This is a genomic window from Klebsiella sp. CD33, assembly GCF_051992865.1.
Classification (GTDB): Bacteria; Pseudomonadota; Gammaproteobacteria; order Enterobacterales; family Enterobacteriaceae; genus Klebsiella; species Klebsiella pneumoniae.
In genome coordinates this window covers 245,448-266,194 of the sequence record NZ_CP197023.1, presented here as the reverse complement: position 1 = coordinate 266,194, position 20,747 = coordinate 245,448, and the positions used below count along the sequence as shown (strand labels likewise).

13 protein-coding genes are annotated in these 20,747 nt (G+C 61.1%); 5 read left to right on the top strand and 8 right to left on the bottom strand.

Annotated elements, in window-relative coordinates; translation table 11 throughout:
- The first annotated feature begins 58 nt into the window (after window positions 1–58).
- A complete protein-coding gene (locus ACR809_RS01220; protein WP_096608714.1) occupies window positions 59–592 on the top strand; it encodes a GNAT family N-acetyltransferase in 534 nt (177 codons plus the stop codon).
- A gap of 34 nt (window positions 593–626) precedes the next feature.
- Here ACR809_RS01220 and ACR809_RS01215 read toward each other — a convergent pair whose 3' ends face one another.
- A complete protein-coding gene (locus ACR809_RS01215) occupies window positions 627–1,385 on the bottom strand; it encodes an SDR family NAD(P)-dependent oxidoreductase (RefSeq protein WP_122051035.1) in 759 nt (252 codons plus the stop codon).
- A 119-nt stretch (window positions 1,386–1,504) separates the two neighbouring features.
- Here ACR809_RS01215 and ACR809_RS01210 point away from each other — a divergent pair, with 119 nt between their 5' ends.
- From ACR809_RS01210 to ACR809_RS01200, 3 genes are all read left to right on the top strand, one after another.
- A complete protein-coding gene (locus tag ACR809_RS01210; RefSeq protein ID WP_023328314.1) occupies window positions 1,505–2,404 on the top strand; it encodes a LysR family transcriptional regulator in 900 nt (299 codons plus the stop codon).
- Between the two features lie 106 nt (window positions 2,405–2,510).
- Window positions 2,511–3,542, top strand: coding sequence for an inner membrane protein YhjD (gene yhjD / locus ACR809_RS01205; protein ID WP_002921337.1), 1,032 nt, complete (start codon window positions 2,511–2,513; stop codon window positions 3,540–3,542).
- Between the two features lie 271 nt (window positions 3,543–3,813).
- Complete coding sequence (locus ACR809_RS01200; protein WP_004150118.1) at window positions 3,814–5,136, top strand: MFS transporter; 1,323 nt, start codon at window positions 3,814–3,816, stop codon at window positions 5,134–5,136.
- 37 nt (window positions 5,137–5,173) lie between these two features.
- On the opposite strand, the gene ACR809_RS01195 is transcribed toward ACR809_RS01200, so the two are convergent.
- Window positions 5,174–7,225, bottom strand: a complete 2,052-nt coding sequence (locus ACR809_RS01195; RefSeq protein ID WP_023285614.1) for an AsmA family protein — start codon at window positions 7,223–7,225, stop codon at window positions 5,174–5,176.
- Between the two features lie 194 nt (window positions 7,226–7,419).
- On the opposite strand from ACR809_RS01195, the gene ACR809_RS01190 reads away from it, so the two are divergent.
- Entirely contained in the window at window positions 7,420–8,349 is a 930-nt protein-coding gene (locus ACR809_RS01190; protein WP_023288062.1) for a sugar kinase, read from the top strand.
- Between the two features lie 54 nt (window positions 8,350–8,403).
- Here ACR809_RS01190 and ACR809_RS01185 read toward each other — a convergent pair whose 3' ends face one another.
- The 6 genes from ACR809_RS01185 to bcsB form a co-directional block, all read right to left on the bottom strand.
- A complete protein-coding gene (locus ACR809_RS01185) occupies window positions 8,404–9,906 on the bottom strand; it encodes a M16 family metallopeptidase (protein WP_002921436.1) in 1,503 nt (500 codons plus the stop codon).
- A gap of 219 nt (window positions 9,907–10,125) precedes the next feature.
- On the bottom strand, window positions 10,126–11,412 hold the full coding sequence (locus tag ACR809_RS01180) for a dicarboxylate/amino acid:cation symporter (protein ID WP_002921438.1): 1,287 nt from the start codon (window positions 11,410–11,412) through the stop codon (window positions 10,126–10,128).
- 156 nt (window positions 11,413–11,568) lie between these two features.
- Window positions 11,569–13,575 carry a biofilm formation regulator HmsP gene (gene hmsP / locus ACR809_RS01175; protein WP_020317212.1) on the bottom strand — a complete coding sequence of 669 codons (2,007 nt, stop codon included), beginning with the start codon at window positions 13,573–13,575 and terminating at the stop codon, window positions 11,569–11,571.
- Window positions 13,576–13,817: 242 nt separating this feature from the next.
- Entirely contained in the window at window positions 13,818–17,297 is a 3,480-nt protein-coding gene (bcsC, locus tag ACR809_RS01170) for a cellulose synthase complex outer membrane protein BcsC (protein WP_122051034.1), read from the bottom strand.
- A complete protein-coding gene (gene bcsZ, locus ACR809_RS01165) occupies window positions 17,279–18,388 on the bottom strand; it encodes a cellulose synthase complex periplasmic endoglucanase BcsZ (RefSeq protein ID WP_004151431.1) in 1,110 nt (369 codons plus the stop codon). The genes bcsC and bcsZ overlap by 19 nt, the downstream gene beginning before the upstream one ends.
- 3 nt (window positions 18,389–18,391) lie before the next feature.
- On the bottom strand, window positions 18,392–20,737 hold the full coding sequence (gene bcsB / locus ACR809_RS01160) for a cellulose biosynthesis cyclic di-GMP-binding regulatory protein BcsB (RefSeq protein ID WP_004901208.1): 2,346 nt from the start codon (window positions 20,735–20,737) through the stop codon (window positions 18,392–18,394).
- Window positions 20,738–20,747 lie beyond the last annotated feature (10 nt).

Genomic DNA, 20,747 nt, shown 5'->3' with positions numbered 1-20,747 from the left:
TTCCCGGCGGCTTTCTCCTGCTATGTTCAGAGGATTCGCCCTGCCCGGAACGACGCTTATGCCTGAACTTCTGACGCCGCGCCTGCGCTGCTCACCGCTGCAGCTGGACGACTGGTCGTTTTTTCTTTCCCTGCAGCAGGATCCGCAGGTCATGCTCTACGTCGCCGATCCCCGACCGCAGGCGGCCATCCGCGAGGCGTTCGATTCGCGGCTGCCGCCGTGGACGCCCGGGGATGAACACTGGCCGTGCCTGGTGGTGCGCGACAGGCTGACCCATACCCCGCTCGGCCTGACCGGTTACCAGCATCATCAGCGCGACATTGCCGAGGTTGGCTTTCTCTTCGCCCCGGCGGCGCAGGGTCGGGGCTACGGCTACGAATCGCTGCGCGCGCTGTGCGACTACGCCTTTACCACCGGCGGCGTCCGCCGCCTGACCGCCAGCGTCACCGCCGGCAACGAGACGTCTAAGCAGTTACTGCTCAAAGCCGGCTTCCGGCTGGAGGGGGAGCTGCGGGAAAACTACTGGCTCAACGGACGCTGGCACAACGACTGGCTGTTCGGTCGGCTGCGTGGGGAGGGCGATGCGCCGTAGCGCACCGCCGGTCACAGGCTGGGGGCAGTCAGGATCAGAGGAACATCCCGCCCGAGACTTCCACACGCTGCGCGTTCATCCACGCCAGCTCATCGCTGAGCAGGGCGGCGATGGCGTCGCCGATATCATCCGGCAGCCCAACGCGCCCCAGCGCAGTCTGGGCGGCGATATGCCGATTCACCTCGGCGTTATCGCGCACCTCCCCGCCGCCAAAGTCGGTCTCAATGGCCCCCGGCGCGATGATGTTCACCGATATCCCCCGTCCGCCCAGCTCTTTCGCCTGATAGCGGGTCACAACCTCCATCGCCCCCTTCATCGCGGCGTAGGCCGCATAGCCCGGCAGGGCAAAGCGCGCCAGGCCGCTGGAGACATTGAGGATACGCCCCCCATCCTGCAGGAGAGGCAGTAGACGCTGGGTCAGGAAAAACGGCCCTTTGAACTGGATATTCATCAGCTCGTCAAACTGCGCTTCGCTGGTCTCGGCGAAGGGCGCGTTGAGTCCGATCCCGGCATTGTTCAGTAAATAATCAAAGGTTGTGCGTCCCCACTTCTGCGCCAGCACCTGCGCCACCTCGCTGGCGAATGCGTCAAATGTTGTGGAATCGCCGACGTTCAGCGCTAATGCTGCCGCTTTGACCCCTTTTTGCTCTATTTCCGCCACCACGTCGTGGGCCGCCTGGCGGTTGCTGTGATAGGTCAAAAGAATATCGGTTCCCTTTGCCGCCAGCTTCAACGCGGCGTTTTTACCCAGACCGCGGCTGCCGCCGGTCACTAAAGCGATACGTTGTGTCATCAGAAGACCCCTTTCAGGTTGCGTTGTGATTGTGTTGTAGCTTATTAACTGCTCATGCAACAATAAATACGCTACATTGCGTTTTACTGTTTCATTAACAACAACAATAGGCGATCGGCATGGATAAAATTCATGCAATGCAGTTATTCATTCGCGTAGCGGATCTGGAGAGCTTCTCCCGCGCCGCCGAGACCCTGGCGCTACCTAAGGGTAGCGTCTCGCGACAGATTCAGGCCCTGGAAAGCCATCTTGGCGTGCGGCTCCTGCACCGCACCACCCGCCGGGTCCAGCTCACCCAGGATGGGATGGTCTACTACGAGCGGGCGAAAGATCTGCTGAGCAACCTCGACGAACTGGACGGCATGTTCCAGCACGATCCGGCGAGCATCAGCGGCCGGCTGCGGGTGGATATGCCGGTCGGTTTTGCTAAAAAAATGGTGATCCCGCATCTGCCGACTTTTTTACAGCAGTATCCGGGCATCGAACTGGAGCTGAGCAGCAGCGATCGGCTGGTGGACGTGATCCGCGAGGGGTTTGACTGCGTGGTGCGCGTCGGCGCGCTCAAAGACTCAGGGCTGATTGCCCGGCCGCTGGGCAAGCTGACGCAAATTAACTGCGCCAGCCCGGACTATCTGGCGCGTTTTGGCTATCCGCAATCCCTGGAGGATCTGGCGGATCATGCCCTGATCCACTACGCCAGCACCCTCGGGGCCCGTCCCCCCGGCTTTGAGGTAATGATCGACGGCGCGGTGCGCTGGGTAAAAACCGGCGGCATATTGACGGTCAACAGTACGGAAACCTATCAGGCAGCCTGTATCGCCGGGCTGGGAATTATTCAGGTGCCACGCACCGGCGTGCGCGAGGCGTTACGCGCCGGCGACCTGATTGAGATCCTGCCCCAGTACCGCGCCGAGCCGCTGCCGGTCTCGCTGATCTACCCGCACCGGCGCAATCTCTCCCGCCGGGTAAATCTGTTTATGGAGTGGCTGGGCGGACTGATGAAAGCGTATGTCGATTGAGCGGCGCGGCTGGAAAACGGGCGGCGGGGAGAGGCATTCCTGCAGGATACGGCATTTAAGGTATACTTTTTGCTGAATCTCGCTGTAAAAAAGGAAGAAATTACGTATGACGCCGGAAAACGACGATCGACGCCCGCCACAGGAACCGGATACGCAGCCGGAGAAAAGCAAAAGCACGCTCGAGGCCCTTAATGACACCGCCGTCGGGCAAAAAGCCAGCCAGGCGCTGAAGACCGTCACCGGAACGGCGGCCAAAGTGCAGCGCAACCCGGTGATCGCCCATCTGTTGCGCGCCGCAGAGCGCTTCAATGACCGGCTCGGCAATCAGTTTGGGGCAGCTATCACCTATTTCTCGTTCCTGTCGATGATCCCGATCCTGATGGTCTCCTTTGCCGCCGCCGGCTTCGTGCTGGCCTGGCACCCAACCCTGCTGCAGGACATTTTCGACAAAATTCTGCAAAACGTCAGCGACCCAACGCTGGCGGCAACGTTGAAAAACACCATCAACACCGCGGTGCAACAGCGCACCGCCGTCGGTCTGGTCGGCCTGCTGGTCGCCCTCTATTCCGGTATTAACTGGATGGGCAACCTGCGCGAAGCAATCCGCGCTCAATCGCGCGACGTCTGGGAGCGCCGGCCGCAGGACGAAGAGAAAATCTGGGTCAAGTACTTCCGCGATCTTATCTCGCTGATCGGTCTGCTGGTGGCGCTGATTATTACGCTGTCGATCACCTCCGTCGCCGGCTCCGCCCAGCAGATGATTATCTCCGCGCTGTATCTCGACAACATTGAATGGCTGAAACCCGCCTGGCGGCTAATCGGCCTCGCCATCTCGATTTTTGCCAACTATCTGCTCTTTTTCTGGATTTTCTGGCGCCTGCCACGCCATCGTCCGCGGCGCAAGGCCCTGTTTCGCGGCACGCTTATCGCGGCGATTGGCTTTGAAATCATAAAAATCGTCATGACCTGGACACTGCCGGCGCTGGTGAAATCCCCCTCCGGGGCGGCGTTCGGATCGGTGCTGGGGCTGATGGCCTTTTTCTATTTCTTCGCCCGCCTGACGCTATTCTGCGCCGCGTGGATCGCCACCGCGGAGTATAAAGACGACCGGCGGATGCCGGGCAAAACCCACCGCTGAGGTATTGCGAGGATGAATAAAAGAGGCAAAATTCATCCTCGCGCTTGATTTCAGCAGATAAATCCAGCATGTAACTTTTATTTAACTCAAAACTGGTTTTATTCTCTATCTTTTTAATTGTGTGAAGCATTTCATAGAACTATTTTTACTGGTGTAAAAATTATCCGCTTTTTGCCTCTTTTTTGCCCATTTTCCGCGTTTGTTACAGATTGAAATGTCCCTGTGGCTGTGGCTATATGGCTTTTCGTTCGCGCAAAAATAAGAAAGATCTATGCAAGCCACAGCCACCACTCTCGAAAACACGCAGGAAACCGCCCCGGTTAACTCACGCAACAAGGTTGTTGTCGCCTCGCTCATTGGCACCGCCATTGAGTTTTTCGACTTCTACATCTATGCCACCGCCGCGGTCATCGTCTTCCCGCATATCTTTTTCCCGCAGGGCGATGCCGCTGCGGCCACCCTGCAGTCGCTGGCCACCTTCGCCATCGCCTTCGTCGCCCGGCCGATCGGCTCCGCGCTGTTTGGCCACTTCGGCGATCGCGTCGGCCGGAAGGTCACCCTCGTGGCCTCGCTGTTAACCATGGGGATCTCCACCGTGGTGATCGGCCTGCTGCCCGGCTATGAAAGCATTGGCATTGTCGCGCCGATGCTGCTGGCGCTGGCGCGTTTCGGTCAGGGCCTTGGCCTCGGCGGGGAATGGGGCGGCGCAGCGCTGCTGGCTACGGAAAACGCCCCGGCGCGCAAGCGCGCCCTGTACGGCTCCTTCCCACAGCTGGGCGCGCCGATCGGCTTCTTCTTCGCCAACGGCACCTTCCTGCTGCTCTCCTGGCTGCTGACCGACCAGCAGTTTATGGAGTGGGGCTGGCGCGTGCCGTTTATCTTCTCCGCGGTGCTGGTGATCATCGGTCTGTATGTTCGCGTCTCGCTGCATGAGACCCCGGTCTTCGCCAAAGTAGCGGCGGCGAAAAAACAGGTCAAAATCCCGCTGGGTACCCTGTTGACCAAACACGTCCGGGTGACGGTGCTGGGCACCTTCATCATGCTGGCCACCTATACCCTGTTCTACATCATGACCGTCTACTCGATGACCTTCAGCACCGGCGCGGCGCCGAATGGCCTGGGTCTGCCGCGTAACGAAGTGCTGTGGATGCTGATGATGGCGGTGATTGGCTTTGGCGTAATGGTGCCTGTCGCCGGCCTGCTGGCGGACGCTTTTGGTCGTCGCAAGAGCATGATTATCATCACCACGATGATTATTTTATTCGCCCTGTTCGCCTTTAAACCGCTACTGGGCTCCGGCAATCCGCTGCTGGTCTTCGCCTTCCTGCTGCTGGGCTTAAGCCTGATGGGACTGACCTTTGGCCCGATGGGCGCGCTGCTCCCGGAGCTGTTCCCGACGGAAGTGCGCTACACCGGCGCGTCGTTCTCCTATAACGTGTCGTCGATCCTCGGCGCTTCGGTCGCGCCGTACATTGCCGCCTGGCTGCAGGGTAACTACGGTCTCGCGGCGGTCGGCACCTATCTGGCGGCGATGGCGGCGCTGACGCTGATCGCCCTGCTGCTGACCCACGAGACCCGCCACCAGTCGTTGTGATCCTTCGCCCTGACGCCCCCGGCGTCAGGGCTCTCCTCTACTTTTTCATCTGCGACAAAATGGTCCGACACTGGTTGCTATCGCCCTCCGCCGGGGAGATCAGCGCCAGCAGCGCGGCGGCCGGCGTCACCAGGGTTGCCAGCGCCGCCGCTACCGCGCCGCGGACAATCAGCGGCCCGGCCTTCACCCCCGCCTGCGGCGATTTAAAGGTGCCCCGGACATACAGCGGGGAACGCAGGGTGATCACCCGAAAGCCTTTGCTTTCCGGATCGATGGTCAGGTCCAGCTGCTCGGAGGCGAAGCTGGCGGTCCCGGTCACATTGATCAGCGCGTTTTCTGTATCGAAGGCAAAAATCTGCGGCCGGGCGACGCCATTGGTTACGTCGATATTGGCCGCAGCGCAGTTTACCCGAACCTCCTCATCGCCAAAAATCTGGCCGATCAGGTAGTTACCGACGTTAAGACCGAGGATTTCCATCAGGTTGCGACTGATCAGTCCGTCGTTCATCAGCAGCTTCAGGTTACCGTTGCTGTTGCCGAGCAGGGCCGCCACCGAGTTGCCGCTGCCGCGCAGCTGGACGTCGCCATTCATCTCGCCGAGGGTTTTCTGCATCATCTCGACGTTTGGCATCAGCGCCTTCAGCTTCAGGCGTCGCGCCTGCAGATTGGCCTCACCCTGCAGCGGCTTTTTATCGCCCTGCAGGTGTACGCTGCCGGCAATCGACCCGTTGGCCAGGCCAAAGCGCACCGGCTGCAGGCGCAGGTCACCATCCTCCAGAATCACATGGGTCGACAGATCGCTGATCGGCAGGGTGCCGCCGTGCTCAATTCTCCGGCCTTTAAAGCGCACATCGGCATCCATCACCTGCCACTTGTCGGTTTCAAAGCGGTCCGCCGGCAGCACTTTACCCGCCGGCTGCGGCCGGTCCCCCGCCTGGCGCGAAGCGCTTTTCTTCGTCCCTTTGCCGGAATCGACGCCGATTAATGGCCCGAGGTCCGCCAGACGCAGCTGCTTCGACTCCATATCGCCGCTGAGTTTCGGCCGCGGCTTGCCGGTGGTGTAGGACAGGGAGCCATGAATGTCGCTATCGCCGATTCGGCCGTTAAAATTCTGATAGTTAAAGCGCATGCGGTTTTTTTGCGTAAAGTCGGCGCGCAGGCGGCCGTCGGTGGAGAATGACGGCGTCTCCGGCAGCAGCACGCCGGTCAGGTCGTAGAGATCGCGCAGCGAGTCGCCGGCGAATTTTAGCCGCAGGTCAATGCCGCCGACGTTGAGCGGGTCGCTGACCGTGCCGCTGAACGCTACCCGGGTGTTACCGGAGTGGAAGTCGCCCTGCAATGGGAAGGGGGCGCTTGCGCTGCGCAGGGCCAGCATGCCGCCGATTTTCCCGTTGCCGGTGACCGGCTGGCCCTTGTAGCGGCCCTTCAGCGACAGACCAAAGACATAGTCGCCTGGTTTCGCCGCGCTATGGCTATCTTTTGTGCCGGTCACTTCGCTGAACGGCAGCGGTTTGCCGAGGGGATCGACGAGGATGGTGATATCGCTGCGGGTGATCTTGTCGTCAATGGCGATAGTCCCGCGATCAAAGAGAATATTATCGAGGCGAAAGGACCAGCTGGAGGGCGCGCTGTCGCCCGGAGTACGCTTATCGCCCGCCAGCTGAAAGGTCCAGTTATTGTTGTCTTCCGCCAGGCGGATCAACCGTACGTCGGGCTGCTCCAGCTTGATCCACGGCAGGTACACCGTTTTGCTCAGCAGCGCCAGCGGGGCAAGGGTCGCCTCCACCCGCGGCAGATGGATCATGGTCACCTGGGGAATGGCCGGCGGGTTGCCCAGCACGATATCCTCCGCGTGTACGTGGGGCCACGGGATCCAGCTGCGCCAGCCGCGCTCGTCCGGCTGCCGCTCCCAGACCACGCCGAGATCGCCGCGGATGGCGAACGGGCGGTTAAGTTCGGCGGACACTTTCTGATTGATCGTCGGCTTCAGCCGGTTCCAGTCAAAGGTGGCCAGCACGATAAAGAAAAGAACGATCAGCAATAGTATCGTTCCTGTGATGATAACCAACGTTTTACGGGTTCTGCTCATCCCTACTCCGCTCCTTTTGCATCACGTCAGTCCTGAATATAGTCAAAAAGCGGCGTTTATCCTGGAAATGCGCTTTTCGTCACATTACGCGCGTCAGGTCAAAAAAATAATGGAACGATGTTTTAATATGATTGACCAGCAAAACAGCGCAGCGCACACTAGCGCTTATATCGATTCCATTGCAGGTTCTGGCTATGTCTAAAAAAATTGCCGTTATTGGCGAATGCATGATTGAGCTGTCAGAGAAAAACGGGGCCGTTAACCGCGGCTTTGGCGGCGATACCTTAAACACCTCGGTCTATATCGCGCGGCAGACGGATGCCAGCGCATTGAGCGTCCACTACGTCACCGCCCTGGGAACCGATGCGTTCAGCCAGCAGATGCTCGACAGCTGGCAACAGGAAAACGTCAACACCGATCTTATCCAGCGGATGGCCGACCGCCTGCCGGGACTGTATTACATTGAAACCGATGACACCGGCGAGCGCACCTTCTACTACTGGCGCAACGAGGCGGCGGCAAAGTTCTGGCTGGAGAGCGATCGCGCGGCGGCGATTTGCGAAGAGCTGGCCACTTTCGACTATCTCTATCTGAGCGGCATCAGTCTCGCCATTCTCAGCCCGGTCAGCCGCGACAAGCTGTTCACGCTGCTGCGTGAGTGCCGCGCCAACGGCGGCAAGGTGATCTTCGACAACAACTATCGTCCGCGCCTGTGGGCCAGCCAGGCGGAAACGCAGCAGGTCTATCAGGAGATGCTCGCCTGCACCGATATCGCGTTTCTGACCCTCGATGATGAAGACGCGCTGTGGGGAGAAAAACCGGTTGCTGAGGTGATCGCCCGCACCCACGCCGCCGGCGTGGAAGAGGTGGTGGTGAAGCGCGGCGCGGATGCCTGCCTGGTCTCGGTTAGCGGGCAACCGCTGCGGGAAGTGCCGGCCGTCAGGCTGGCCAAAGAGAAGGTGGTGGATACCACCGCCGCCGGAGACTCCTTCAGCGCCGGCTACCTGGCCGTTCGCCTGACCGGCGGCGATGCCGAATCCGCCGCCAGACGCGGACACCTGACCGCCAGCACGGTGATCCAGTATCGCGGGGCGATCATCCCGCGGGAAGCGATGCCGCAGTAATTCTCCGCACAAAGCGCTCTCCGGCCGCCGCTAGCGCGCCGGAGAGGCGTTAGGTTACTGCCCCGGCGGGATGTCGCTGGCCTCGCTGTGGGCGTCAACCGTATCGGCGCTGCCGCTAGCCGCCGTGGCCGCCGGATTCGGCGCCATCAGTTTTTCCCAGGTGGCCTGCAGTTCCTTCATATTGTATTCCGGTTCGCCCTTCGGCTGTTGCAGCACCAGCGCCATGTCCTGCGAGAGCTGCTGGCGCAGATACTGGTTCAGCATGTCCACCGTCAGGGAGTTGAGGAACTCCTGACGCAGCTTCTGGTACTGCTCCGGCGCGATGTCCACCACCTGATTCTGCAGGGAGCGCATGCGCTGGCTCATCAGAATGTCGGTGTCAGTGCGCGCATAGGTGGCAAACAGCTTCTGCAGCTCGAGGCTTTTCTGAGCGATAAGCGCGTCAAACTCCTCCTGAGGCAGCCCGTTGTCCCGCACTTTCGCCAGCTCGCGCGAAACCACGCTCAGGTTGTTGTTCAGGCGCTCGCCCGGGGAATCGATGTTGATGGCGCACTGCGCGCGCTGATATAGCACCCGGCAGTCAAAGCCAAGGCCAATATCCTTCACGTTATTTTTGCTCAGACTCTGCTGCACGTGCCAGAACAGCGCTTCACGGGCGAGATCGTCACGCCAGTAGCGCTGCAGCGCCGCGGAGTCGCGGATCGGCTGCCATGGCGCATCCCACATGATGGACAGTTTGTCCTGACGCACCGCGTTGGTCATGATGCTGACCGGCACGGTAGGCAGCGGCGATAAGGTCGGCACCGCTGCGGGGGTTTCCCGCTTGCCCTTCAGATCGCCAAAGGTCTTATTGATTTGCTCGGCAACGCTGCGGCTGTCGACATTCCCCACCACGATCAGCGTCATGGCGTCGGGGGTGTACCATTTTTGATAAAAGTCTTTCAGCTGAGCCACGTCGATCGGCTGCTTCAGCGGCGCGGCGGGGTCATGGCCCAGCATGGTGGACCCTTTCAGGCGATAGCGCCACCAACCCTCTTTGGTATCCAGTGGCCAGGTCGCCACCATGTCGCTGCCCTGCAGCGCATGATTGATCGATTCAGGCGTAATGGCCAGTTTACCGCTGGCGTCCGCCAGCCAGCTCAGCGCCTCTTTCAACAGATCGTTGCGGTTATTGGGCAGGCTGAGATTAAACATCGTGTAATCGTAGGAGACGATGGCCGGCGGCAGAGGACGCTTCGGGTCAATACTCTGCTGCCATAAAGAGCGCGCCTGCATCGTCGGCAGGCTGCCGCTTTGCGTCAACGCCAGGCGGGGAATAAAGCGGCTGAAACCGCTCTGCTGAGTGCTTTCGCTCAGCGAGCCAATATTAACGGACAAACGGACTTCGATACGGTCGCTGGGACGTTGCGGCGTGGCCAATACCTGCCAAGACAAACCATTCGCTAAGGTCCCTTGTTGCCAGGCCGGATCAGGCTGGAGCGCTTCTGCCTGCACATAACCGGCCGCCGCTACCATCAGCAAACCGCCCGTTAAGAGTTTAATTGTTGTGCCCTGCATGTGAACCCCTGATGAACATTCCTGGTTACAACAGCACCCCACTGACGGGCTGCCGAAAAAAGTGAGAGTGAAATACGTCGGTTAGACCACACGGAGACGAAAATGTCGCATGACAACGTAAAATAATCATTTCGTGTCATTCCCGCCGGGCGGGAATGACCTCTAATTATGCGCAGGAGGCCGTACTCCAGCAAGGGAGTACGGGCCTAAGAGGAGGATTTAAGAGGATAATTCGTGCGTTTTGTTCGCCGGAACACGGTTATTCAGAACGTCATCCATCTGTTTGGCATCCAGTTCTTTCACCCATTTCGCCACCACCACCGTGGCAACGCCGTTACCCACCAGGTTAGTCAGCGCGCGGGCTTCGGACATAAAGCGGTCGATACCGAGGATCAGCGCCAGACCAGCCACCGGTAAATGACCGACGGCCGAGATGGTCGCCGCCAGCACGATGAAGCCGCTGCCGGTCACCCCTGCCGCCCCTTTCGAGGAGAGCAACAGCACCACCAGCAGGGTGATCTGATGGAAAATATCCATATGGCTGTTGGTCGCCTGGGCGATAAAGACTGCGGCCATCGTCAGATAGATAGAGGTGCCATCGAGGTTGAACGAATAGCCGGTCGGGATCACCAGGCCTACCACCGATTTACGGCAGCCCAGCTTCTCCATCTTGTCGAGCATTCTCGGCAGCGCCGATTCTGATGAGGAGGTCCCCAGCACAATCAGCAGCTCTTCCCGGATATAGCGGATAAATTTGAAGATGCTGAAGCCGGTGGCCCGGGCGATGCTCCCCAGCACCACCACCACGAACAGGATACAAGTGATATAGAAGCAAATAATCAGCTGCCCCAGCTGCACCAGGGTGCCGACGCCATATTTACCGATGGTAAAGGCCATGGCTCCGAAGGCGCCGATCGGCGCCAGGCGCATGATCATATTGATAATGCCGAAGATAACCTGGGAGAAGCTTTCAATGACGTTGAAAATCAGCTGGCCCTTGCTGCCCAGACGGTGCAGGGCAAAACCAAAAAGGACGGCGAACAGCAGAACCTGCAGAATGTTGCCGCTGGCGAAGGCGCCAATGACGCTGCCCGGGATCACATCCAGTAAAAAGGCCACTACCCCTTGATCTTTAGCCTGCTCAGCGTACACCGCCACCGCTTTCGCATCGAGCGTTGACGGGTCGACGTTCATCCCGGCGCCGGGCTGCACCACGTTGACGATAATCAGACCGATAATCAGCGCGATGGTGCTGACCACTTCGAAATAGAGCAGCGCCACCGCCCCGGTACGGCCGACGGCTTTCATGCTTTCCATCCCGGCGATCCCCGTCACGACGGTACAGAAGATAACCGGAGCAATCACCATTTTAATCAGCTTAACGAAGGCGTCGCCGAAGGGTTTCATTTGCGCGCCCAGTTCCGGGTAAAAATGGCCCAGCAGAATACCGATCGCTATGGCCGTCAGCACCTGGACATAGAGGCTTTTAAAGATAGAGGTTTTCATAGGGTGTCCTTTGGGAATAACCACAGAGCAAGAAGGGATATTTGACGTCTGTGGCTTAAAAATAACACCCTGGAAACATTTCAGAAATAACTAACGCCGAAAGTGCAACGCAATTGTTAAAATCTTTGAGCTGACTCGCACAAGTCAACAAAACATTTACAAATTTACATCCTCCCGGGCCGGGGAGAGATAGCGCGCGCTGAATGCCTCCTGCGGTAAAGCGCAACCGAACAGATGGCCCTGGAGCACCTCGACGCCGGCGGCTTGCAACCAGCGGCGCTGGGCGTCGTTCTCCACCCCTTCCGCCACGATACGCAGCGACAGGCCGCGCGCGAGCTGGATCATCGCCGGCACCATGCTGACATCCTCCGGCAGCATATCGATGAATACCTTATCAATTTTCAGAATATCCACCGGCAGGGCCTTCATCTGCTGCAGCTGGTGCAACCCGGCATAACCCATGCCAAAATCATCCAGCGCAATCTGCACCCCGGCCTCGCGCAGCGGGCGCAACCGGGCCATCACATCCTGCGGATCGTCCATCCGGCAGCTCTCCGTCACCTCGAGGATGAGGGTGCCCGGGGCGATGCGGTAGCGGGCGATCAGCTTCAGCATCTCCTCGCCGCGGTCATGCTCCAGCAGCTGGAGCAGCGAAACATTGACCGACAGCGGCAGCATAATCCCCTGGCTTTGCCAGGCCGCAAGCTGGCGGCAGGCCTCTTCCATTACCCAGTAGCCGACCGGGATAATCAGCCCGCAGGACTCAATGCGCTCAATCAGCGACGGCGGTAGCGACCAGCTGCCATCCGCCTGCCGCTGGCGCAGCAGTACCTCGGCGCCGCAGATCTCGCCGCTGGCGCAGGCCACCTGCGGCTGCAGCCAGATCGCGAACTGCTGGTTATCGAGCGCGGTCATAATGTCGTGCTCTTCCATCAGGCGGCGCTGAGCCTTTTCCATCTGCTCGGGATCGAAGAACTCGATCTGGTTTTTGCCTTTACGTCGTGCGGTGACAGCGGCCGACACCGCGCGCCGGTAAAACTGCTCGGCGCTGAGCCCGGCGTGGAACATGGCGATCCCGACGCTGGCGTAGGGCCGCAGCTGCAGCCCATGCAGCGGTAAACGCTCATTAATAATAGTGAGCACTTGCTTACTTAACGTTACCGCCTGCCACGGTTCGGCGAGGCCATCGGCGAGAATCGCGAAGTCATACCCGCTCACCTGAGCCAGCACCATCTGCGGCGGGATCGCGGCCCGCAGCTTCTCCACCAGCGTCAGGAGCAGCATTTCGCGCTGACTCTCCTTGAGGACCCCGGCGGCGTCCTGCAGGGTTTCACAGGCGACGACGATCAGCGCGGCGCTCTGCGGGCGGGCCACCGTCTGCTCCAGCATCGCCAGCAAAAAGGCTTTATTCGGCAGCTCGGAGACCGGGAAGCGGGTCGACTGGATGGACAGCTCATCATGCTGGCGGACCAGGCTCTGCTGGTTGCGGTTATAGCTGCGCACCAGCATACCGATCTCGTCGTCATGGTGCAGGCGCGGGAGGGTCAGCTGATGGCCAAGACGCTCCTGCTGGGAGAGATCGTTCAGCTCGCGGGCGATACGCCGCAGAGGGCGAACCATCAGCCGGTTGATGCACCAGGTGAGCGCCACCGTCAGCATCAGCACCAGAAGTAAGTAAGCAGTCACTAACGTGGCAAGGGCGCTCATGACGAATTTATACATGCGATAGGAGTCGGCCTGCAGCACCAGATAGGCCAGCGGCTGCGGGTTGGCCGGCCGCTCCAGCGAATAAATGGGCAGCGAAATCTGCACCGGCAGCTCAAACAGCCGGGTGACGGTTACCGGCACCGGCCGCTCGGGGATAAATCGCATCCGCAGCGCCTGGAACTGGTTCGGCAATACCACATCCGCCCGGCTGACGATGCCAGCAGGCTGGATACGGCTTAAAATGGCTTCCGCTTCCGGAATATCGGCTTTCAGAATAGCCGCAGACAGCGGTTCGCGAACGGATCGCGCGATACTTTCTAACTGCGTGGCCGTGGTAAAGCGACTCTGTTGCACAAAGTGAAACAGCAAAATAGTGCAAAAAACCAATACAAAGGCCATGGACACGCTCGCGACCATCGCCATCTGTTTGATTGTAAGTGAACGGCTGACGCGCAACGGTGTTCTCCACTGATACTGAATACATACCCGGTATCAATCCTTCAATCCCGGTCGTTTCAGGCTGATTATATACTTAAATCCTTCGCCCACGCCCGCGAGGGATGAAGTGACGGGATATTTCCGCGCGGTGGCGCGGACGCCGGGATACATCCCCGACGGCCAACGGTGGGCAACGCCTCACGAGTATACGCGAAGCGCGTCGCGGAGTGGCGCTCTGTAACGTAATTCAGCCTATTCTGCTACCAGTCGGCGTAGGGCACCAGCGGCTGGGGCGGCATATCCAGATCCCCCTGCCAGCCGGCCGCCGAGTAGCGGACGTAAAGCAGCGCATGGCTCGGGGTGTAATCCTTCGCCTGCTGAATATCGACCGCGGCGCCGACGAACCAGTTGCTGGTCACCCGCCGCTCCACCAGCGCTCTGGCGGTGTAACCGAATCCATGGCTGCTGCTTCCCTCCTCCGTCAGCTCGCTGGCGCGCTGCCGGTAGTCGGACGGGATCAGGTTCAGCAGCGGATAGCGGGCTTGCGTCTGGGTGCGCGAATGGGACCATGACACCGACCCGCCGAGCTCCCAGGACCAGTTCTCGGTGCGCTGACGCCAGGTCACCGGCACGGCGAACGAGAGATACTCCTGTGGGCTGTAATAGCCGCCCTGGCCGAGGGTGTAGCCGCTGAGATCTTTGTCGTAGTGCCAGATCATATTGTTGAGGCCAACGGTGACGCGACGATTATTCTCGTTGATGACCTTGTAGTAGTACCCGGTCATCCAGCGCACGCGCCAGTTATCCGCCACGTTTTTACCGGTCAGCGAGTCGGCGCCCAGCGAGGACCAGATGCCGTGAGCCTCCCCGCGATCGTAGCTCAGGCTCAGGCCGCCGCCGTCGGCGCGGACGCCGCCCCAGGTGGCGCCGGTATGGCTGCTGCTGTCCTTCTGCCCGCCAAAGGAGAGCAGCGAGCTGGAGATAGGCCGCCGGTGGACGTTGACCGTGTACCCCACCGGCCCGACGTCGCTGCTGTAGCTCAGCCCCCCCACCACATCGACGACATTGAAGCCCATCGGCGTGGTGCCGATATCCCCGCTCCAGGTGTCATTCTTCCAGCCGACCGCTACGCTGACCCCGCTGTCGGTCTGATTTTTACTGCCGCTGGTACAGGCGATCTCCCCGCAGGTGCCCCAGCTGGGCGAGTAGCTCCCGTCGCTGTGGGTGGAAAAGCTGCCGGCATCCATATTGACCAGATCGGTGCGAAAGAACATCCGGCCATCCGCCAGCGGAGCATCCACCTGCAGCATGGTGGTATGCGCCTTCAGGTCGGAATAGCCGCCGGTGCCGCTGGAACCCCAGAAGTCATGTTCCAGGGTGACGTTCAGATCCTGCTGACGATAAAGGTCGGCCGCATCGCTGCGGATCCCACGCTTCAGCCAGTCATCATGGCTGTCGTTGCGCGTCAGCCGCGTAAAAGTATCGTTATCCTGCGGCTGCGCGGGGGTAATGCCGGAGGCCACCATCGCTTCCCGGTAGTGCGTCAGCGCCTGCTGCGGCGCCCCGCTCTGGGTGGCAAAGCGCGCGGCATCGCGCAGCACCAGCGCGCTCTCCATCGAGGGCGGCTGCGCCTTCGCCTGCGGCACAATCTGATTAAAAATCCGTTTCGCGTCAGCGGTATCGCCAAGGCCGGCTCGCACCAGCGCCACCCGCCGCTGCATGTTCATGGATTCGGTCTCTGCGCCTTTCAGCTGCATGACCTGCGCCCGGGCGGCCGGTTTATCGCCCTCCGCCAGGTAGACTTCCGCAAGGCCGAGGCGCGCATCGCCGTTGTCGGCCTCCTGACGCAGCACCCGCTGATAGTCGGCAATCGCCGTCTGGCTGTCGCCGCGCTGCTGCGCCCAGTCGGCCAGCGTCAGATCATAGCGCACCGAGGCGGGCTGCCGTTTGATGAGGGCGATCGCCTGCGCTTCGTCGCCGCTGTCGCGCAGCTGGTTGGCCTGGCGCAGCACCCGGTCGCTTTGCAGGCGCGCTTCGAGTTCACGAATGTTATCCGTCCACGCGCTGCGCGGCAGAGCGGCGATTTGCGCCAGAGCCAGATCGTCCTGGTCGTTCCCCGACAGGTAGAGTCCCGAGGCGTAGACCCGTTCGGCGTCCTGCGGCTGGCGGTTGACCATCGTCCGCATCAGCGCGTCGGCCTCCTGGCGTTCGCCGGCGCTGACCAGATCCCGCGCCAGACGGTAGGTTATCCAGACGCTGTCCGGATCCAGCGCCAGGCGCCGACGCTGAACTTCCGCCGCCTGCGCCCAGTTGCCCTGGCTCTCCAGAGCCTGCGCCTGTTTCTCCAGCCGGTCGTTAGTCAGGCTGCGCTCAATATCATCGATGCTGCGCCGCTGAGCGGGAGGGAGGCCGGCGATCCAGGCGCTGGCTTTCTCCGGCGATTCGGCGCGATAGAGGTTGGCCAGGCCACGCACCGCCAGGTTATTGCCGCGATCCAGGCGCAACGCCTGCTGGTAATAGCGCTCCGCCGCCGCCGCCTCTTTGCGCGCCGCCGCGACGTCCCCCAGCCCCAGCACGGCATAGCTGTCGGTGCGATCGACCCGCTGCGCCTGGGCATAATAGTTCTGCGCCTGCGAAAGCTGGCCGGCTTTCAGGGCGTTATCCCCCTGCTTTATCAGCAGCCAGTAGCGGTTAGTTTGCAGCAGGCTGTCCCACTTGCCACGGTTCGGGCTGTCAGGGTCCATGGCAATCGCTTTACTGAGCTGCGCCACTGCCCGCGCGCGGTCGCCGCGCTGGGAATAGGCCTGGCCGAGAGCGCCCACCGCGTCGCTGTCGCGGCTGTCGGCCTGAACGGCTTTCTGCAGATCCGCGACCGCCTGCGTGGTATTCCCGGACTTGACCGCCGCCAGCCCTTCCGAGCGGGCGCGGAAAGTCGGATCCTGCAGCTGCGCCTGCTGTTGGTCGAGCAGAACGCGGGCGTTCGCCGCCACCGAGCCGGTGGGAAACTGCAGAAGAAATTGCTGCAACGCCTGCACGCTGGCCTTGCTCACCGGCATGCTTTTCACCTCACTGAACCACATATCGGCGGCGATACCGCGTCCCGAGGCCGATCGGGCCATCTCCGCCAGATAGGCGAACCCCTCCTGCGGTTTGTTATCGGCGAACATCTGCTTCGCCAGCGAAGTCAGCAGGCTGACGTTGCCCGGCGCGCTGGCGTTCAGTTTTTTCAACTGGCTGACGCCTTCGCTATGGCGGGACGGCAGGCGCGCCACCAGCGTCCAGTATTCAATGGCGACGTCAACGTCATCCGGCACCCCGCCGTACAGTTTTTCATAGGCGGCGATGGCTTCATCGACCTTCCCGGCCACGCCCAGCAGTCGCGCCTGCTGCAGCGCCTGGCGGCCCTCGCCGGTGTTGCTTTTCATCTCATTGCGCGACGCCTTCAGCTCCGGGGAGTCCGGCGCCAGCTTCGTCAGTCGTTCCAGCTCTTTTTGCGCCCCGGCGGCATCCCCCTGACGCAGCAGATAGCGCATCCGCGCGGCAATCAGCTCCGGGTTGTTGGGATCAATCAGCTCCAGACGGTACAGCGACTGGCGCACCAGGTCTTCACGATTGCTGGCCTCGCCGAGGCGGACCTGCTCCAGCAGATGCTCCTGGGCAGGCGTCGTCGCCGCCTGCGCTAACGGCAGCAGCGCAACGCCGAGGGACAGCGTGAGTAAACTTAGTGAGAGCTTGCGCATTCCTGGTTCCAGTCAGGTTGTAATTCGCCACTCGCCGTGAAACGAAAACGGTGTTGATCCCAACCCTGGCCGAACAGCGTCAGAACTGCGCTGTAGTAGGCATCCGCGCCGGGATAGTTATCGGCGACGCGCTGGCGTTGCACCGACCGGGCCTCGTCGTCCTGTAAAAACGGCAGCATTGCCGCGGAGAAACCCACTGGCCCCTGGCCGCTGGTTTTGCCGGTGGCGATATTCACTTTCTCCGGGGGTACCCCCTGCTCCGTGGTCTGCGCCGCCATCGGCGCGAAGCGTTGCAGCAGACGCGCTTTCTGCTTATCGCCATCATGGAGCATGCCCACCCACAGGTAGACGCGAATCGCGTCATAGCTGCCGATCGGCGGCTTTTCGGTTTTCAGCTGCCAGCCTTTCCCTTTCTCATAGCGCACCCAGTCCGGGGTAAAGCCTTTCGGCGCGGTCTCCAGCAGCAGGCGCAGGTTACTGTCGCGCAGCGCGGGCCACGGCGCGCCAAAACGCACAAAGTAGGTGGCCAGCTGCGGCGGAAGATAGCTGGGGTTAAACCGCCAGCCGCTGTCATCGGCAAAACCGACTTTTCCCGGCAGCAGCATCGTGCCGAGGCCCGGCACCGCCACCGTCTCTTCAGCGACAATCCGCGCCAGCAGGGCTTTACCGGTCTCGGTGTACTGCGGCTGTTGCCACAGGCGGCCCGCCTCCAGCAGCGCCCAGGCTATCCACAGATCCGAGTCGGACGCCGAGTTGCTGTCCAGCAGGGTCCACTGCTCATCGTCCTTTTTGCCCCACAGCCAGCCCGGCAAATGTTGTTTCAGATCGCCTTCTGCCAGGTTGTTCTGCGTCCAGGTCAGCAGTTTGTCGAACCCTGCGCGATCGTTGGCCGCCAGGGCGAAAAACAGGCCATAGCTCTGCCCTTCGGAGGTGGAGATTTTGCGCGCATCGCTGGGGTCAATCACCCGTCCCTCGGGGCTGACGTACGCTTGTTTAAACTGCTCCCAGGCGGGCCACTGGCAGGCGGCGCCCACCTGGCCCGCCGCCAGCAGCAGCGCCGAGAGCACCGCGCCACAAAGTACTTTCATCATGGTTTACTCATCATCCAGGCTAAGACGGCGGCGGCTGATGATGCGCAGCATGCGCCACAGCACCCATGCCAGCAGCACAATGCTGATGGCGGCGAAGATCGCCAGCAGTATCGGGTGGTTAGAGAGCGCGAACCAGATGCGCTCGAACCAGGGCAGATGACCCACGTAGTAAATATCCCCCACCCGCAGACTGTTGACGCCGGATTCGCGGATCACCGCCACCGAGCCAAACATCGCTGCCCGCTTACCGCTGTCGTTGAGGGCGTTGGTCAGCAGTTCATTACCGCGCGGGCTGTCGGCCAGCAGGGCCACCACGCTGCGCTGATCGTTATACGGCGACTGGAAGCCAATCACCGCCGCCATCGGCCCGGAAGAGGTAATGTCGGTGCGGGTATTGGGCGTGCGGGCCTCATCGTCGGGATAAATGCTCGCCAGGTCATAGTGGCGCATCGGCATTTTCACCCAGCTTTTGGTCGCCTCGACCAGCAGGTTGATTTTGGTGTCGTCCTTGAGCGACGACGGGATCGCGCCGATCAGCAGCAGATCCGCGTCTTTATTCTTGATCTGGTTGCCATCGTCGGTCATTTGCAGATTAATCGCCGCCAGACCGGTCTGCGAACCGATGCCCCCCAGCGCCTGCAGCAGCGTCGCCACCTGGCCCTGGGTCGGCGCCTTCGGCACCACCACCAGCGTGTCGGAAAGGTCCGCCATACGGCTGTAAGGGAAGCCCGCATTGGCGAAGACGCGCAGGTCCGGCAAGGCGATAAAGTGATAATACTTCGAGAAGTCGATGGTCGAATCGTCGCCGATCACCACGTGGTTCTGCACCGGCTGGAAGGTAATACAGTTGTCGATGGAGCCGCCGGGCATCGGGTTCATATACTGGAAGTCAAAGCGCAGCTGGTTGACCGCCCCAAGACGCAGCGCGGGGATGGTGACCTCCGATTTGCCGTCCAGCAGCCCCTGCAGCACCGGCAGGCGCAGGATCAGTTTGTTCACGTCCTGGGAGCTGTTAAGGCTGAACGACTGCAGGAACTGGTCGTTGAGGCTGATATCCATCCGCGAGCTGTCCTTCACCGGCGGCATGGTGTAGCGGTATTTCAGATCCATATCGATGCCGTTGGCCCGCAGCAGATAGAGATCCGGCGGCAGGTTAAGCGCCACGGTGATGGCATCCGGCACCAGGCCGCTGGACTGCAGCTGTTGCTCATAGGTTTTCAGCTCAGCAAAGGTGACCGAACGGTCGGTGCGCACCCAGTTCGGCGCGTCGTAAGGCTGACGCGGCTGCAGGGTTTTGATGCCGTCCACGGTGACGCTGCTGCCGCGGAACAGAATATTGCCCTGAGCAATCCCCTTCGCCGCCAGCAGCAGGTCGTTATCATCGCGGCCGAAAATCACCAGCAGCTTGACGTAGGGATCGTTCGGGTTGTCGATCATTTCGATGGTCGGCGCCTTGACCGGCGGATGATCGCGCAGGAAGTCCGGACGCTTGTCGTTGGTGGCGAAGACAATGGCGTTACGATCCGGCAGTTCATTGAAATAGACCGGGAACTGCTGGCCGCGCCAGCCGGCCTTGCTGCCGAACCAGGAGGCGACTATCGCCGCCGCCTGCTGCTGGGTGACCGCTGGCGAGCCCGGGAAAATCATCGGCAGCTTCAGCGGACGGTTATCGCGCGGATCGTAGAACGGCACCGGGAAGTGTGACAGATCGTTATTTACCTTCAGCGACTGGTAGGTGAGATCCAGATAGCTTTCGCGTCCGACGTCCAGCCACAGCGTACTGCTGGCCGGGTTTTCGCAGACGTCGCGGTAGTGGCCGACAAACTCCAGCCGTACGCGGTTGAAGTCGGTGATGTACAGCGGGTCAATCGGCAGCTGCGCGCGGATCTTTTTCCCCAGCTGCTCTTTAGTGACGGGCAGAACGCCCATCAGCTCATCGTTGAGATAGACTTTCAGCTGCGACTGCACGGGCAGCAGCGAGGGCGATGGGGTGTATTCCAGATTGAGCAGCGCGTTGGCGACCAGCTCATCGCTGCGCATGCCGAATTCGACCGACGCGTCAGGCCGTGAGCCGCGCAGCACGATGCTGCCGGGCGGCGGCGCGATGGTGGCAAAGCTCAGCTTCACCTCCCGCTGCGGCACGTTCTCGGCCAGCGCCGCCGGAGCGGTCGGTTCGGCGAGGGTCGCCGTCGGCTCGCCCACCACGATCGGCGCAGCCGGGGTCGCGGCCTGCGGCTGAACGCCAGGGGCAGCGTTCGCCACCGCGGCCGGCGCCGCATAAGAGGCCAGTGGATACCAGCTGCACATGCCCACCGCTACTGCACACATCCAGGAAAGTTTTCTTTTCATCTCATTATCA